Source organism: Flavimobilis sp. BM9 (assembly GCF_058313055.1).
In genome coordinates, this window is sequence record NZ_JBZEMO010000001.1 from 525,937 (window position 1) to 540,423 (window position 14,487).

Consider the following 14,487-nt stretch of genomic DNA (forward strand, 5'->3'; position numbering starts at 1 on the left):
GTAGAGTGGCACCAGACCCCTCGCTCATCTGGAAGGACCGACCGTGACCTATGTGATCGCCCAGCCTTGCGTGGACGTCAAGGACAAGGCGTGCGTCGAGGAGTGCCCCGTCGACTGCATCTACGAGGGCAACCGGTCGCTGTACATCCACCCGGACGAGTGCGTCGACTGCGGCGCGTGCGAGCCCGTCTGCCCCGTCGAGGCGATCTACTACGAGGACGACGTCCCCGCCGAGTGGTCGGACTACTACGACGCGAACGTCCACTTCTTCGACGACCTCGGCTCGCCGGGCGGCGCGGCCAAGCTCGGTCTGATCGACAAGGACCACCCGCTCGTCGCTGCGCTCCCGCCCCAGGGCGAGTGACGCGTGGGGCTCGGTAGCCTCGCGGGCGTCGACTTCCCGTGGGACCTGCTCGCACCGTACGGCGAGCGAGCGCGCTCCCACCCCGACGGCGTCGTGGACCTGTCGATCGGCACGCCTGTCGACGCAACCCCCGACGTCGTGCGCCGTGCCCTCGCGGACGCGTCTGACGCGCACGGCTACCCCCAGACGTACGGCACCCCCGCCCTGCGCCAGGCGGTCGCCGACTGGTTCGCGCGGCGCCGTTCCGCAACCGTCGACCCGGCCGGTGTCCTGCCGACCGTCGGCTCGAAGGAGCTCGTCGGGCTCTTGCCCGCGATGCTCGGTCTCGGCGCAGGTGACACGGTCGTGCTGCCGCGCGTCGCGTACCCGACGTACGCGATCGGTGCGCGGCTCGCGGGGGCGGAGATGCTCGCGACGGACGACGTCGCCGACTGGGCCGACCGCCCGGACGTGAAGCTCGTGTGGGTCAACTCCCCGGGGAACCCGCACGGCGCTGTCGCGACCGTCGACGAGTTGCGTGCTGTCGTGGCTGCGGCGCGGCGCACGGGTGCCCTCGTCGTGAGCGACGAGTGCTACGCGGAGCTGCCCTGGGCCGAGCCCTTCGTGCGTGACGGCGTGCCGAGCCTGCTCGACCCGCGCGTGTGCGACGGCGACGTCACGGGCCTGCTCGTGACCTACTCCCTGTCGAAGCAGTCGAACATGGCGGGCTACCGTGCTGCGTTCGTCGCTGGCGACCCGGCGGTCGTGCGCGACCTGCTCGCTCTGCGCAAGCAGATCGGTCTCATCGTCCCGGCGCCCGTCCAGGCGGCGATGACGGCGGCGCTCGCGGACGACGCGCACGTCGCCGAGCAGCGCGAGGCCTATCGCCGGCGACGGGAGATCCTTGTCCCTGCCTTGACCGACGCCGGGTTCGTCATTGACCTTTCTGAGGCTGGGCTGTACCTGTGGACGCGTCGCCCGGACAGGGCAGGCGACTGCCGGGGGCTCGTCGACTGGTTCTCGGAGCGTGGCGTGCTCGTCGCGCCAGGCGCGTTCTACGGCGAGGACGGGGCCCGTCACGTGCGGATAAGCCTCACGGCGAGCGACGAGAGGGTTCGCGCGGCGGCCGATCGCCTCCGGGGGTCTGCGGGCGCCTAGCACTCCCGCGCGAGGCATCCCTGGGCCTTCGGTCCTCTTTTGTGACGGGGATCACGGAAATCATAGGTCCCCGTGACCCTGTGCAGATGGCGGTCCGGGGTGAGGCGCGGCTAGCCTCGGGAGAGGACGGCCGACGTAGCCCGCCGCACCCGGTGCTGCACAGGGAGCTGCCGCGATGGCCACAGGCACAGCAGGGATGCTCGCAGGCACATGCCACGCAGCACCGAGGAAGGAAGCCATGACTGACACCGCATCGGACGCCGTGACCCTCGAGGTCGGCGGCGTCTCCCAGGAGCTGCCCGTCGTGCGCGCCACGGAGGGCAACGACGGGATCGTCGTCTCCTCGCTCCTGCGCACCACCGGCAAGGTCACGGTCGACCCAGGCTTCATGAACACCGCGTCGTGCGAGTCCCAGATCACCTACATCGACGGCGACGAGGGTATCCTGCGCTACCGCGGGTACCCGATCGAGCAGCTCGCCGAGCAGTCGACGTTCCTCGAGGTCGCCTACCTGCTCATCAACGGAGAGCTGCCGAGCCCGACCGAGCTCGACGCATTCATCACCCGCGTCAACCGGCACACCCTCGTCCACGAGGACTTCCGCACCTTCATGGGGACGTTCCCCCGCAACGCGCACCCCATGGCCGTCATGGCGTCCGCGATCAACGCGCTGTCGACGTTCTACCCGGAGTCGCTCGACCCGTTCGACGACGACACGGTCGAGCTCGCGACCGTGCTCCTCCTCGCGAAGACCCGCACGATCACGTCCTACCTGCACCGCCGCGCCGTCGGCGAGCCGCTGCTCTACCCGGACTACTCGCGGGGCTACGTCGACGACTTCCTGCGTATGACCTTCGCCGTGCCGTACATGCAGTACGACACGGACCCGGTCGTCGTCGACGCGCTCGACAAGCTGCTCATCCTGCACGCCGACCACGAGCAGAACTGCTCGACGTCGACGGTGCGCATGGTCGGCTCGAGCCACGCGAACCTCTACGCGTCGGTCGGTGCTGGCATCAACGCGCTCTCCGGCCCGCTGCACGGCGGCGCCAACGAGGCCGTGCTGCGGATGCTCACCGAGATCCAGGCCTCGGGCGACGACGTCGACACGTTCATGACGCGCGTGAAGAACAAGGAGCAGGGCGTCCGGCTCATGGGCTTCGGCCACCGCGTCTACAAGAACTACGACCCGCGCGCCGCGATCGTGAAGAACAAGGCGCACGCCGTGCTCGAGGCGCTCGGCGTCGAGGACGAGATGCTCGACATGGCGCTGCGCCTCGAGGAGATCGCCCTCAACGACGAGTACTTCATCGAGCGCAAGCTCTACCCGAACGTCGACTTCTACACGGGCCTGATCTACAAGGCGATGGGCTTCTCGCCGAGCATGTTCACGCCGCTGTTCGCGCTCGGCCGCATGCCCGGCTGGATCGCGCAGTGGCGCGAGATGATGAAGGACCCGCAGACCAAGATCGGTCGTCCGCGCCAGGTGTACACCGGCGCGACGTCCCGGGACTACGTGCCGGCCGCCGACCGCTGACGACACGCTCGACCGGGGCCACGCTGACACAGGTCACCGCGCGACGGTGACCACCACGACGCCGTCGGGACCGCGCAACGCGGACTTGACGGCGTCCGTGTCCGTCCAGGCTCCTGACTCGCGCTGCCACGTCCGACCGTCGAGGCTGACGGACTCGACCTGCTGCTCGTCGGCGACGGCGACCGCCCAGCTCGCGAGCGCCGTCCGGACGCGGCTCGCTGCGCTGCCGTCGCCCGTGGCGAGACCGCCGGGAGCGAGGGACACGGTCCGTCGGGCGGCGTCCGTCGAGACCTCCGCGGACGGCAGGTCGCGGTCCGCGCGCGCGGCGAGCCGCGCGACGTCCCCACCGGGCAGCGCATCGCGCAGCTCGCACGTGAGCGTCTCGGGGCTCTGGCCGGTGAGCGCGGACGCCCAGGCCCGGGCGCGCGTCTCGTGCTGCGCGTACGCGTCGGGGAAGCCCGAGCGCTGGACAGCCTGCGCCGCGACCGTGACCTCGAGGTCGGTGTACCCGTCGACCTTGACCAGCCCGTCATAGAACTTCCCTGTCGAGTACACCGGGTCCATGATCTCCTCGACAGAGCCCCAGCCCTGGGACGGCCGCTGCTGGAACAGCCCGACGGAGTCCCGGTCCCCGTAGTCGATGTTGATCATCCGCGACTCCTGGAGGGCGGTCGCGATCGCGATCGTCACCGCCCGTGCGGGAAGGCCGCGCTCAGCCGCCATCGCGGCGAAGAGCGCGGCGTTCTGCGCCTGCTCGGGATCGAGCGACCACGGGGTGCCGTCGAGCTCCGCGTAGCAGCGGTGCGCGGCCTCAGGGACGGGCCGCATCTTGTCGAGCATGATCATCACGGCGCCGATCGCGCCCGCGAGCAGGCCCACGACGATGCCGACGACGACGAGCGCTCGCGCGACCCGACGGCGCGCGGTCGGCCGCCGCACCGTCCCGCGCGCGGCGGGCCGGCCCGCCGCAGGTCGGGGACGTACCGACGTGGCGCCCCCTGCGCGACCGGTCACGTCAGTTGGCGTGCAGGGCCGCGTTCAGGACGATGCCCGTGCCGACCCGGTCGACCGCCTCGACCGCACCCGTGACCGAGTTGCGCCGCAACAGCAGGTTGTCGCGGCCTGCGAGCTCGCGCGCCTTGACCGTGACGGGAGCGCCGTCGTCGTCCGTGCGGCCGACGAGCGTGACCTTCGTGCCCGCCGTGACGTACAGCCCGGCCTCGACGACGCAGTCGTCGCCGAGCGGGATGCCGATGCCCGCGTTCGCGCCGAGGAGCGAGCGCTCGCCGATCGTCACGACCTGCGTGCCGCCGCCGGACAGCGTGCCCATGATCGACGCGCCGCCGCCGATGTCCGAGCCGTCACCGACCGTGACGCCCGCCGAGATGCGCCCCTCGACCATCGAGTGGCCGAGCGTGCCCGCGTTGAAGTTGACGAAGCCCTCGTGCATGACGGTCGTGCCGTCGGCGAGGTGCGCGCCGAGCCGCACACGGTCGGCGTCGGCGATGCGCACGCCGGTCGGCAGGACGTAGTCGACCATGCGGGGGAACTTGTCGACGCCGTAGACGACGACCGGACCGCGCGCGGACAGGCGCAGGCGGGTCGTCTCGAAGTCGACGGTCGAGCACGGGCCGTGGTTGGTCCACACGACGTTCGCGAGGTGGCCGAAGATCCCGGTCAGGTCGAGGCCGTGGGGACGGACGAGGCGGTGCGACAGCAGGTGCAGGCGCAGGTAGACGTCGCTCGCGTCGGCAGGCGCGGCGTCGAGGTCGATCTCGGTCGTCACGAGCACGCGACGCACGCCGCGCGCGTCGTCCGTCGCCTCGAGCGCACGCAGCTCTGCTGCGAGCGGGTCCTCCTCGGCAGGGGCCGACCCGAGGCGGGGCTGCGGGTACCACGTGTCGAGGACGGTTCCGTCAGAGTGGATCGAGGCAAGTCCGAGGCCCCAGGCTGCGCGCGAAGTCATGCAGGAGAGCCTATGGTGCGGGCCCCGCCCGTGGGCGAGACGTCTCGTACGACGAACGCCGCGCTCGTCTAGTGTCGGGACGTGACCCACGACACCACACCTCTCGGCACCGCCGCACCCGACCCCTACGCCGTCCCCGCACCTCTCGACCTGCGCGCCGACGTCGTCGACCTGACGGCCGCGGTGTGCGACGTCGCGTCCGTGAGCGGCGACGAGACCCGGCTCGCCGATGCCGTCGAGGCCGCGCTGCGCGCCCTCGACCACCTCGAGGTGCTGCGCGACGGCGACGCCGTCGTCGCTCGGACGAACCTCGGCCTGCCGCGCCGTGTCGTCGTCGCAGGGCACCTCGACACGGTGCCGGTCGCCGACCGCCCGGGCCGGCCCGGCGTCGCGAACGTGCCGACGTGGCGGACAGGCGAGGGCGACGACGAGGTCCTGTGGGGTCGCGGAACGGTCGACATGAAGGGCGGTGTCGCGGTCGCGCTCGCGCTCGCCGCGCGCGTCGGCGGGGACCTGCCCGCGGCCGCCGACGTCACGTGGGTGTTCTACGACCACGAGGAGGTCGCCGCGAACCTCAACGGGCTCGGGCGGCTCGTCCGGGAGCACCCCGGGTGGCTCGCGGGAGACTTCGCGATCCTCGGCGAGCCGACGGCCGCCGGGATCGAGGGCGGCTGCAACGGCACGCTGCGCGTCGACGTGCGCGTCCCCGGTGTGACCGCACACTCTGCGCGCGCCTGGATGGGGCGCAACGCGATCCACGACACCGCGCCGGTCCTCGCGCGCCTGGCCGGGTACGAGCCCCGCACGGTCGACGTCGACGGGCTCGAGTACCGCGAGGGCCTCAACGCTGTCGGCATCCGGGGCGGCATCGCCGGGAACGTCGTCCCGGACGAGTGCATCGTCACGGTCAACTACCGGTTCGCGCCAGACCTGACGCTCGCGCAGGCCGAGGCGCACGTCCGCGAGGTCTTCGACGGGTACGAGGTGACGGTGACCGACGCCGCCGGGGGAGCGCGGCCGGGGCTCACGCACCCGCTCGCAGCCCAGTTCGTCGAGTCCGTCCTCGGGCGCGCCGGCGGCGTCCCGACCGCGAAGCTCGGCTGGACCGACGTCGCCCGCTTCGCCGAGCTGGGCGTCCCCGCGGTCAACTTCGGCCCCGGCGACCCGCTGCTCGCCCACAAGGACGACGAACGGTGCCCGGTCACCCAGATCCGTACGTGCTACGACGCGCTCCTCTCCTGGCTCACGCAGGACACCTCCGCGTCCTAGGGTGAGGACCATGAGCGACGACGGAGTTTTCGAACCGGGCAAGGGCTACCGCAAGGGGCCTGTCCTGCTGCGCGGCGACCAGATCCCCGCCCAGACGACCGACCAGCGGCTGCTCGCGAAGGGCGGCGGCGCCGACTGGGTGCACGGCGACCCGTGGCGCGTCATGCGCATCCAGAGCGAGTTCGTCGAAGGTTTCGGCGCGCTCGCCGAGCTCGGCCCTGCGATGAGCATCTTCGGGTCCGCACGCACGCAGCCGGGTCACCCGGACTACGAGCTCGCGGTCGACGTCGCGCGCGGGCTCGTCGAGGCAGGCTACGCCGTCATCACCGGCGGCGGCCCGGGCATCATGGAGGCCGGCAACAAGGGCGCCAAGGAGGCGGGCGGCGTGTCCGTCGGCCTCGGCATCGAGCTGCCGTTCGAGCAGGGCATGAACCCGTTCGTCGACCTCGGTGTGAACTTCCGGTACTTCTTCGCCCGCAAGACGATGTTCGTCAAGTACGCGTCAGGCTTCGTCGTGCTCCCGGGCGGTTTTGGCACCCTCGACGAGCTGTTCGAGGCGCTCACGCTCGTCCAGACGCACAAGGTGACGGGCTTCTCGATCGTCCTCGTCGACTCGTCCTACTGGGGGCCGATGATCGAGTGGCTGCGCGGCCCGGTCCTCGAGCGCGGGATGATCCGCGAGGCGGACATCGACCTGCTCAAGGTCGTCGACACGGCCGAGGAGGCGGTGCGGACGGTCGTCGACCGCGACGCACAGCTGCGCGACGAGGAGCGGCGGGCCGCCGAGGCCTACGCCGCTGACGTGGCGGCCGCGCAGGCGGCCTCCGCCGCCGAGCGCGGGACCGCTCCCGCGTGAACGAACCCGCCGTGGCGACGACGTGGGAGGCGCTCACGTCGTCGTTCGCCCCCGTCCCGCCGCGTGCGCCGGACCTCGTGCTGCGCGGACGAGCCGTCGGGGCTGCGGGCGGCGCGGTCATGGCGATCGTCAACCGCACGACGGACTCGTTCTACGCGCCCGCGCGCTACGCGGACGACGAGGCCGCGATGGATGCCGTCGCCCGCGCCGTCGCCGACGGGGCCGAGATCGTCGACGTCGGAGGCGTCCGGGCCGGCGTAGGCCCCGAGGTCGGCACCGCCGAGGAGATCGCGAGGGTCGCGCCGTTCGTCGCACGCGTGCGCGCCGAGCACCCCGACCTGATCGTCTCGGTCGACACGTGGCGCGCCGAGGTCGCCCGGGAGGTCGCCGCCGCAGGCGCCGACCTCATCAACGACACGTGGGCCGGCGCGGACCCGCACCTCGTCGAGGTCGCGGGGGAGCAGGGGCTCGGCGTCGTCTGCTCGCACACGGGCGGGGCAGCGCCCCGCACGGATCCCGTCGACGTGCGCTTCAGCCTCCCGCCTGACGCTCCCGCGGACGCGGACCCGCTCGACGCGGTCGTCGCCGACGTCGTGGCGACGCTGAGCGCGGGCGCTCGCCGGGCGATCGCGTGCGGGGTCCCGGAACGCTCGGTCCTCGTCGACCCGACGCACGACTTCGGCAAGCGCACGGTCGACTCGCTCCAGCTCGTCCGGCGCACCGCGGCGCTCGTCGCGCTCGGGTACCCGGTCCTCATGGCGCTGTCCCGCAAGGACTTCGTCGGTGAGACCCTCGACCTCCCGGTCGACGAGCGGCTCGAGGGCACGCTGGCCGCGACGGCCCTCGCCGCATGGCAGGGCGCGCGGGTCTTCCGTACGCACGACGTGCGCGCGACGCGCCGGGTGCTCGACATGGTCGCTGCTGTGCGCGGGGAGCTGCCGCCGCGCGCGCCGGTCCGCGGCCTGTGACGGTCTGAGCGCAGGTCGCGGCACGTGCGGCGAGGTCGTCCCAGGTGGGACGGCTGCGCCCCAGGGGCCTGCGATGACCTAGAATGTCCGTCGACACCCGTTGCGTACGGGGCCGATCGCGCCTCGCTGCTGGGCAGCGCGGCGTACGGCTGCCTGGCGGTCCACGATCGACGTGACGGCACGACTGAGGAGAGGATGCCACCGATGGCTGCGATGAAGCCGAGGACCGGGGACGGACCGCTCGAGGTGACGAAGGAAGGGCGCGGCATCATCATGCGCGTCCCGCTCGAGGGTGGTGGTCGGCTCGTGGTCGAGCTCACCGCGCAGGAGGCGTCCGACCTGGGCGCTGCGCTGAACGGCGTCGTGGGCTGACTCAGTTGGCTCGCACCGGCACGGCGACGGCCTCGCTCAGGTCGTCGCACCAGGACGCGGCGAGCGCGTGGCGCACCGAGCGCGCGCTCCCTGAGGTCGTCGTGGCCTCGGGTCGTCTCGCCGACTGCACCTTCCTGAACGCTGACGAGGTCGAGGTCGTCGTCCTCCCTGTGGCCCCCGGGCCCGAGGAGGAGGACGGCCTCGAGCCGCGTCACGGCACGATCGACGCGGCCGTCAGGTACGGGATCGACCTGGCCGAGCTCGCAGAGCGCGCCGACTTCGACGGACGGGCCGGCCAGGCCCACGTCATCGACCTTCCCCGCCCGCAGCGGGCGGGAACCGAGCTCCCGTGGGCCGGGCTGCCCGAGCGTGTCGTCCTTCTCGGGCTCGGGCGGGGCACCGTCGGCGACATGCGCAAGGCTGGCGCAGCGCTCGCGCGCCGCACCCGCGGTCGCGGCCGCGTCCTGACCACCGCGACGGGCACGGACACGCCCGCACACCAGCGTGCGTTCGTCGAGGGGTACCTCCTCGGCGCGTACCGGTCGCCCACCCAGGCGACCGGTGAACCATCACCCGCGCCCGCCGAGCAGCTCGTGCTGCTCGGCAACCACGACGAGGCCGCGGTCGAGGCCGCAGTCCTGGCGGCCCGCGGCACGTGGCTCGCGCGGGACCTCACCAACGCCCCGGCGAACACCGCGAACCCCGCGTGGATCGCCGACGTCGCCGCACGCCTCGGTGCCGAGGAAGGCCTCGAGATCGAGGTCCGTGACGTCGCCGCGCTGCGCCGCGACGGCTTCGGCGGCATCCTCGCCGTCGGCTCGGGTTCTGCGAGCGAGCCGCGCCTCGTGACCGTGAGCTACCGCCCGGTCGACGACGCAGGGACGGTCGTCGCGGACGCCCGGCACGTCGTGCTCGTGGGCAAGGGCATCACCTACGACACGGGCGGCATCGACGTGAAGCCGCGCACCTCGATGGTGACGATGAAGACCGACATGGCGGGCGCCGCCGTCGTGCTCGCGACCGTGCTCGGCGCGGCTCGCAGCCGCAGTCCGCACCGCGTCACCGCGGTCCTGCCGCTCGCCGAGAACCACGTCGACGGAGCCTCGTACCGCCCCGCCGACGTCCTGCGGCTCTACGACGGCACGACCGTCGAGGTCGGCAACACGGACGCCGAGGGACGGCTCGTCCTTGCGGACGCGCTCGCGTACGCCGGCACGAGCCTCGCCCCGGACGTGGTCGTCGACGTCGCGACCCTCACGGGCGCGGCGGTCATGGGCCTCGGCCCGCACCACGCGGCGCTGTACGCGTCCGACGACGCCCTCGCCGCGACGCTCGAGGCCGCCGCTGGACGCACGGGGGAGCGCGTCTGGCGCATGCCCCTCGTCGCGGACTACGAGTCCGCCGTGACGTCGTCGGCGGTCGCCGACCTGCGCAACGTGCCCGTCGAGTCCGTCGGCGGCGGCTCGATCGTCGCCGCTCTGTTCCTCCAGCACTTCGCGGGGGAGCAGCCGTGGGCGCACCTCGACATCGCGGGGCCGTCGATCGCCGAGAAGGACAAGCACGAGATCCCGGCGGGTGCGACAGGCTTCGGCGTGAGGCTCCTGCTCGACGCTCTCGACCAGCTCTGACCTGAGGAGCGACGTCCTGGCGTCGCGTCAGCGCCGGACGGCGAGGAGCAGCCCGCTGCCCGAGGGGATGAGGGCAGGGACGACGCGCTCGTCCTCCCGCAGCCGGCGACCCACCTCGCGGACGGTCGTCGTGAGCTCGTCCCGTCGGGCCGGGTCCGCGACCCGGTCGCGCGCGAGGGCGTCGTCGACGACGAGGACACCACCCGGGCGCAGCAGCCGCAGGCCCTGCTCGACGTACTCGGGGTAGCTCGCCTTGTCGGCGCCGACGAGCACGAGGTCGTACGCGGCGTCCGCGAGGCGCGGCAGGACGTCGAGCGCTCGGCCCGTGATCGCACGGACGCGCGTCGGCTTGATGCCGTCCTCCGCGAACGCGGCCTTGGCGGCGCGCTGGTGCTCCGCCTCGATGTCGATCGTGGTCAGGACGCCGTCGGGTGCCATGCCGCGCAGGATCCACAGGGACGCGACGCCGGTGCCCGTGCCGACCTCGACGGCCGTGCGCGCCTGCACCGACGCGGCGAGGAGCTGCAGCACGGCGCCTGCTCCCGGGGCGACGGCCGCGCAGCCGTACTGCGCGGCGCGCTCGCGCGCGCGCAGCAGGACCTCGTCCTCGGGACGGAAGTCCTCGCAGTAGTCCCAGCTGAGGGTCTTGTCGCTGGAGATGATGGCCTCCGGGGCTGTCGTTCGCGTGCGGGCGACCGGTCTGACGACGCGGCGGGGACGGCGGCCGTCCCTGCCGCATCGTACCGCCGCGACTGTTCGCCTGCGGCGCACACGGTCGGCACGAAGGCCCCGTTCTGCGAGAATGTCACGGTGAGCGAGAACGGGAACTCAGGGTCGACCGTGCAGGGCACGGCGCCGGGGCCGTCGTGGGAGGAGATCGTCCGCGAGCACTCGCCGCGCGTGTTCCGTCTCGCCTATCGGCTCACGGGTGATCGGCACGACGCCGAGGACCTCACCCAGGACGTGTTCGTCCGCGTGTTCCGCTCTCTCGACCGCTACGAGCCGGGCAACTTCGAGGGCTGGCTGCACCGCATCACGACCAACCTCTTCCTCGACTCGGCCCGCCGCAAGAAGCGCATCCGCATGGATGCGATGGGCGACGACGACGGTCAGCTGGCGGGCTCGGTCGAGGCGCAGCCGGAGCGGGGCTTCGAGCACGGGAACCTCGACCTCGACGTACGCCGCGCGCTCGACGCGCTGCCGCCCGACTACCGGGCCGCCGTCGTGCTGTGCGACATCGAGGGTCTCAGCTATGAGGAGATCGCGGTGACGCTCGGCGTGAAGCTTGGCACGGTGCGTTCCCGGATCCACCGCGCGCGGTCGCAGCTGCGCGCGTCGCTCGCGCACCGTCGCCCCGCGCCCGGGGGCGTCCCGGCGGGGCAGGGGGAAACGGACCTGGGGTCCGCGGCGACGCTGTGGACGGCGTCATGAGCACGGTCACGGGTCCGGGGCACTACGGGGAGTGGATCAGCGCGCACCTCGACGGGGAGCTGTCGCGGGCGCAGGATGCGCGTCTCCAGGTTCATCTCCTGCAGTGCGCCGCGTGCGCGGAGGCTCTCGCGGCGGAGCAGGAGGCCCGGAGCCTGCTGCTCGCGGCGACGGAGGCCGAGCCGAGCGCGGCGCTGACGCAGCGTCTCCTTGCGCTCGCGTGCCAGGACGAGGCGGACCAGGCGGAGCAGCCCGCGGGGCGGGTGCGGCCCGGTGCACGCGCTGCGGCGGGCCGCGGCCAGAGGCCCGCCGAGCTCCGCACGCTGCGGCCGGGCGAGTCGCCGACGTTCCCGGCGCTCACGGGAGACCTGCGCGCTCGTCGGAGCGTCGTCGCGGCTGTCGTCGTCGGTGCTGTCGGCCTGGGGCTCGGAGCGGGCGGTCTCGCGGCTCTCGGCGCCCCTCCGCGGGTCGTGCCGTCTGCGCACCGAGCGGAGGCGCTCACGACTCTCGCGCGCACCGTCGGCTCGAGCCGCGTGGCGACCGCCGGGCTCGGTGGGAGCGTGGGCGTCGCGTCGACGACCGACCCTGCCGAGTCGGACCCGACCCTCGCCGCGCTGCGTGACGAGGGCTGGCACGTGCCGAGGCTCGTCGAAGGCGCCCAGGTCGTCGCGCACCGCGTCGACGGCGAGGGCAGGCTCGAGCTCGAGGTCGCGACGACCGAGGGGGCGCTCGTGCTGCGCGAGCAGGTCGGTCGCCTCGACATCGACGCGCTCTCGGGTGCGACCGTCCTCGAGGCGGAGGGCCGCACGCTGTACGTGCTGTCGCAGTCTCCGTGGCACGTCACCTGGCAGTCGGGCGACCTCGTCCTCGAGGCGTACTGCGCCGAGTCCAACCCGCTCGCCGAGAGCATCGTCGCCGCCCCTGGGGCCGAGGCCCCGGCACCCGTCGCCGTGGGGCGTCGGATCATGCGTGGCTGGCAGAGCATCACGACGGTGGTGAGCGGTCGATGAGCGACGTCCAGGGCGGCGGCCTGTTCGCGACGCCGGGCGGCGAGGCGCCGCGTCGCCCCGTGCAGGCCGCGGGCGACGGCGAGGGGCGCGCTGTCCCGGCGTCGCCGTACGCGGGCCCTCCCGCGGCAGGGGCGTCGGCCTACGGCCCGCAGCGTCAGGGCGTCCCCGCGTCGCCGTACGGCCCGCCCGTGCACGGAGCCTTCGCACCGGCGCCGTCAGCTCCTGGACCGTCGCCGACGGGGCAGGCCCCGGTGCGCGACGCCGCGCAGGGGATGCCGGGAGGTGCGGACGGTATGGGCGGCTCGTCCTGGCCCGGTGCGCCGCTGACGACGACGCGTCGCGCTCAGCGTCGCGGACGCACGCTCGCCGCCGGGATCTCCCTCGCTGTCTTCGGGATCGTCGCCGGCGGCACGGGCGCGTACGTCGGGCAACAGCTCCCTGCGTCGCGTCCGGTCGTCAACGTCGTCGTCGCGTCGCCCGCCGCGGAGCCTGCCGACCGCCCGGCGGGCTCCGTCGCCGACGTCGCAGCCCGGGTGACCCCCTCGGTCGTCTCGCTCGAGGTGAAGGGCACCGACGCAGAGTCCACGGGGTCGGGGTTCGTCTTCAGCGAGGACGGCTTCGTGGTGACGAACTATCACGTGGTCGAGCTCGCGGTCACGGCGGGCAAGGCGGGGCGCGTCGTCGTCGTGCTCGCGGACGGCACCCAGCTCGACGGTGAGGTCGTCGGGAGCACGGCCAGCTATGACCTCGCCGTGGTCAAGGTCGACGCCGACGGGCTCGTCCCGCTCGTGCTGGGCGACTCGGACGCGCTCGTCGTCGGGGACCCGGTGACCGCCTTCGGCGCGCCGCTCGGCCTCGCGGGCACGGTCACGACCGGTATCGTCTCGGCGCTCAACCGGCCCGTGGTCGCGGGCGGTGCGAACGACGCCGCGTTCATCAACGCGGTGCAGACCGACGCGTCGATCAACCCGGGCAACTCGGGAGGTCCCCTCGTCAGCTCGTCCGGCGAGGTCGTCGGCATCAACTCGGCCATCGCTCAGCCGCCCGGCGTCGCGCGCGCTGCCGGGAGCATCGGGCTGGGGTTCGCGATCCCGTCGAACCAGGCGCTGCGGACCGTCACGCAGCTCATCGAGACCGGGAGCGCGACGTACCCGATCATCGGCGTCCTGCTCGACCGGACGTACACGGGCCAGGGCGTGCGGGTCATGGAGCAGGCGCAGGGGGACCAGGACCCCGTGACCCCGGACGGCCCTGCCGCGAAGGCGGGGATCCTGCCGGGCGACGTGATCGTCGCGATCGACGGCCGCCCGGTGACCCGCCCGGACGATCTGATCGTCGCGATCCGCGCACACGCGCCGGGGGACGTGGTCACCTTGACGCTGCGTGAGGGCGAGGACGGCGAGCGCACGGTGCGCATGGTCCTCGACGAGGTGACCAGCAGCTGATGAACGGCCTCTTCAACGTCAACGGCGGCGAGCTCGTCGTCATCCTGCTGGTCCTCGCGCTCGTCGTCGGTCCGGACCGCCTGCCCCAGTACGCCGAGCAGCTTGCGCGCTTCGTGCGTGGTGCGCGCGACTACGCACGCAAGGCGAAGGAGCGCGTCGACGAGGAGGTCGGGGAGGGCCTGGGCGAGGTCGACTGGTCGAGCCTCGACCCGCGCCAGTACGACCCGCGGCGCATCGTGCGCGATGCGCTGCTCGATCCCGAGCCTGTCCCGCTGCCCGGCCGTGCTGGCGCCGCTGCAGCCACCGCTGCCGCCGCCGCGGGGGCTCCGCGCGGGCTGAGGCCGCCCGCGGCGGGAGTCGTCAGCGGCCCGCGCCCTGACGTCACCCCGTTCGACGACGAAGCCACCTGACGGCTCGTGGCGCACGCCACGAGATTTCCCACGCGTGCGCGCAACTGCCACAATGGTGCGATGTGTGAGCGCTTTCGAAGTGGCAGGCCTGGTGTCG

15 protein-coding genes are annotated in these 14,487 nt (G+C 73.0%); 12 read left to right on the forward strand and 3 right to left on the reverse strand.

Annotated features, from left to right (window positions below):
• The first annotated feature begins 43 nt into the window (after positions 1–43).
• From fdxA to AC4F3Q_RS02295, 3 genes are all read left to right on the forward strand, one after another.
• Positions 44–364: a ferredoxin gene (fdxA, locus tag AC4F3Q_RS02285; protein WP_168446095.1), complete on the forward strand. Its 321-nt coding sequence runs from the start codon at positions 44–46 to the stop codon at positions 362–364.
• Between the two features lie 3 nt (positions 365–367).
• The gene (dapC, locus tag AC4F3Q_RS02290; protein ID WP_491038560.1) at positions 368–1,501 is read left to right on the forward strand and encodes a succinyldiaminopimelate transaminase; all 1,134 of its coding nucleotides are present in this window, start codon (positions 368–370) and stop codon (positions 1,499–1,501) included.
• A gap of 238 nt (positions 1,502–1,739) precedes the next feature.
• Positions 1,740–3,038, forward strand: a complete 1,299-nt coding sequence (locus AC4F3Q_RS02295) for a citrate synthase (RefSeq protein ID WP_168446093.1) — start codon at positions 1,740–1,742, stop codon at positions 3,036–3,038.
• Between the two features lie 33 nt (positions 3,039–3,071).
• Here AC4F3Q_RS02295 and AC4F3Q_RS02300 read toward each other — a convergent pair whose 3' ends face one another.
• Positions 3,072–4,052, reverse strand: a complete 981-nt coding sequence (locus AC4F3Q_RS02300) for a hypothetical protein (RefSeq protein ID WP_491038561.1) — start codon at positions 4,050–4,052, stop codon at positions 3,072–3,074.
• Between the two features lies 1 nt (position 4,053).
• Positions 4,054–5,004, reverse strand: a complete 951-nt coding sequence (gene dapD, locus AC4F3Q_RS02305) for a 2,3,4,5-tetrahydropyridine-2,6-dicarboxylate N-succinyltransferase (protein WP_491038562.1) — start codon at positions 5,002–5,004, stop codon at positions 4,054–4,056.
• Positions 5,005–5,085: 81 nt separating this feature from the next.
• Here dapD and dapE point away from each other — a divergent pair, with 81 nt between their 5' ends.
• From dapE to AC4F3Q_RS02330, 5 genes are all read left to right on the forward strand, one after another.
• Positions 5,086–6,273, forward strand: a complete 1,188-nt coding sequence (dapE, locus tag AC4F3Q_RS02310; RefSeq protein WP_491038563.1) for a succinyl-diaminopimelate desuccinylase — start codon at positions 5,086–5,088, stop codon at positions 6,271–6,273.
• A 10-nt stretch (positions 6,274–6,283) separates the two neighbouring features.
• Entirely contained in the window at positions 6,284–7,129 is an 846-nt protein-coding gene (locus tag AC4F3Q_RS02315; protein WP_491038564.1) for an LOG family protein, read from the forward strand.
• Positions 7,126–8,097, forward strand: coding sequence for a dihydropteroate synthase (gene folP, locus AC4F3Q_RS02320; protein ID WP_491038565.1), 972 nt, complete (start codon positions 7,126–7,128; stop codon positions 8,095–8,097). The genes AC4F3Q_RS02315 and folP overlap by 4 nt, the downstream gene beginning before the upstream one ends.
• Before the next feature lie 204 nt (positions 8,098–8,301).
• Complete coding sequence (locus AC4F3Q_RS02325; protein ID WP_098457354.1) at positions 8,302–8,469, forward strand: DUF3117 domain-containing protein; 168 nt, start codon at positions 8,302–8,304, stop codon at positions 8,467–8,469.
• Between the two features lie 5 nt (positions 8,470–8,474).
• Positions 8,475–10,097, forward strand: a complete 1,623-nt coding sequence (locus AC4F3Q_RS02330; RefSeq protein WP_491038566.1) for a leucyl aminopeptidase family protein — start codon at positions 8,475–8,477, stop codon at positions 10,095–10,097.
• 27 nt (positions 10,098–10,124) lie between these two features.
• On the opposite strand, the gene AC4F3Q_RS02335 is transcribed toward AC4F3Q_RS02330, so the two are convergent.
• Positions 10,125–10,757, reverse strand: coding sequence for an O-methyltransferase (locus AC4F3Q_RS02335; RefSeq protein ID WP_491038835.1), 633 nt, complete (start codon positions 10,755–10,757; stop codon positions 10,125–10,127).
• 150 nt (positions 10,758–10,907) lie between these two features.
• Between AC4F3Q_RS02335 and sigE the strand changes: the two genes are divergently transcribed.
• Genes sigE through AC4F3Q_RS02355 form a run of 4 tightly spaced genes read left to right on the forward strand, consistent with a single transcriptional unit; the run spans position 10,908 to position 14,390 of the window.
• On the forward strand, positions 10,908–11,528 hold the full coding sequence (gene sigE / locus AC4F3Q_RS02340) for an RNA polymerase sigma factor SigE (protein ID WP_491038567.1): 621 nt from the start codon (positions 10,908–10,910) through the stop codon (positions 11,526–11,528).
• Positions 11,525–12,535, forward strand: coding sequence for a zf-HC2 domain-containing protein (locus tag AC4F3Q_RS02345; protein ID WP_491038568.1), 1,011 nt, complete (start codon positions 11,525–11,527; stop codon positions 12,533–12,535). The genes sigE and AC4F3Q_RS02345 overlap by 4 nt, the downstream gene beginning before the upstream one ends.
• Positions 12,532–13,980, forward strand: a complete 1,449-nt coding sequence (locus AC4F3Q_RS02350) for a S1C family serine protease (protein ID WP_491038569.1) — start codon at positions 12,532–12,534, stop codon at positions 13,978–13,980. The genes AC4F3Q_RS02345 and AC4F3Q_RS02350 overlap by 4 nt, the downstream gene beginning before the upstream one ends.
• Positions 13,980–14,390: a twin-arginine translocase TatA/TatE family subunit gene (locus AC4F3Q_RS02355; protein ID WP_491038570.1), complete on the forward strand. Its 411-nt coding sequence runs from the start codon at positions 13,980–13,982 to the stop codon at positions 14,388–14,390. The genes AC4F3Q_RS02350 and AC4F3Q_RS02355 overlap by 1 nt, the downstream gene beginning before the upstream one ends.
• The last annotated feature ends 97 nt before the right edge of the window (positions 14,391–14,487 follow it).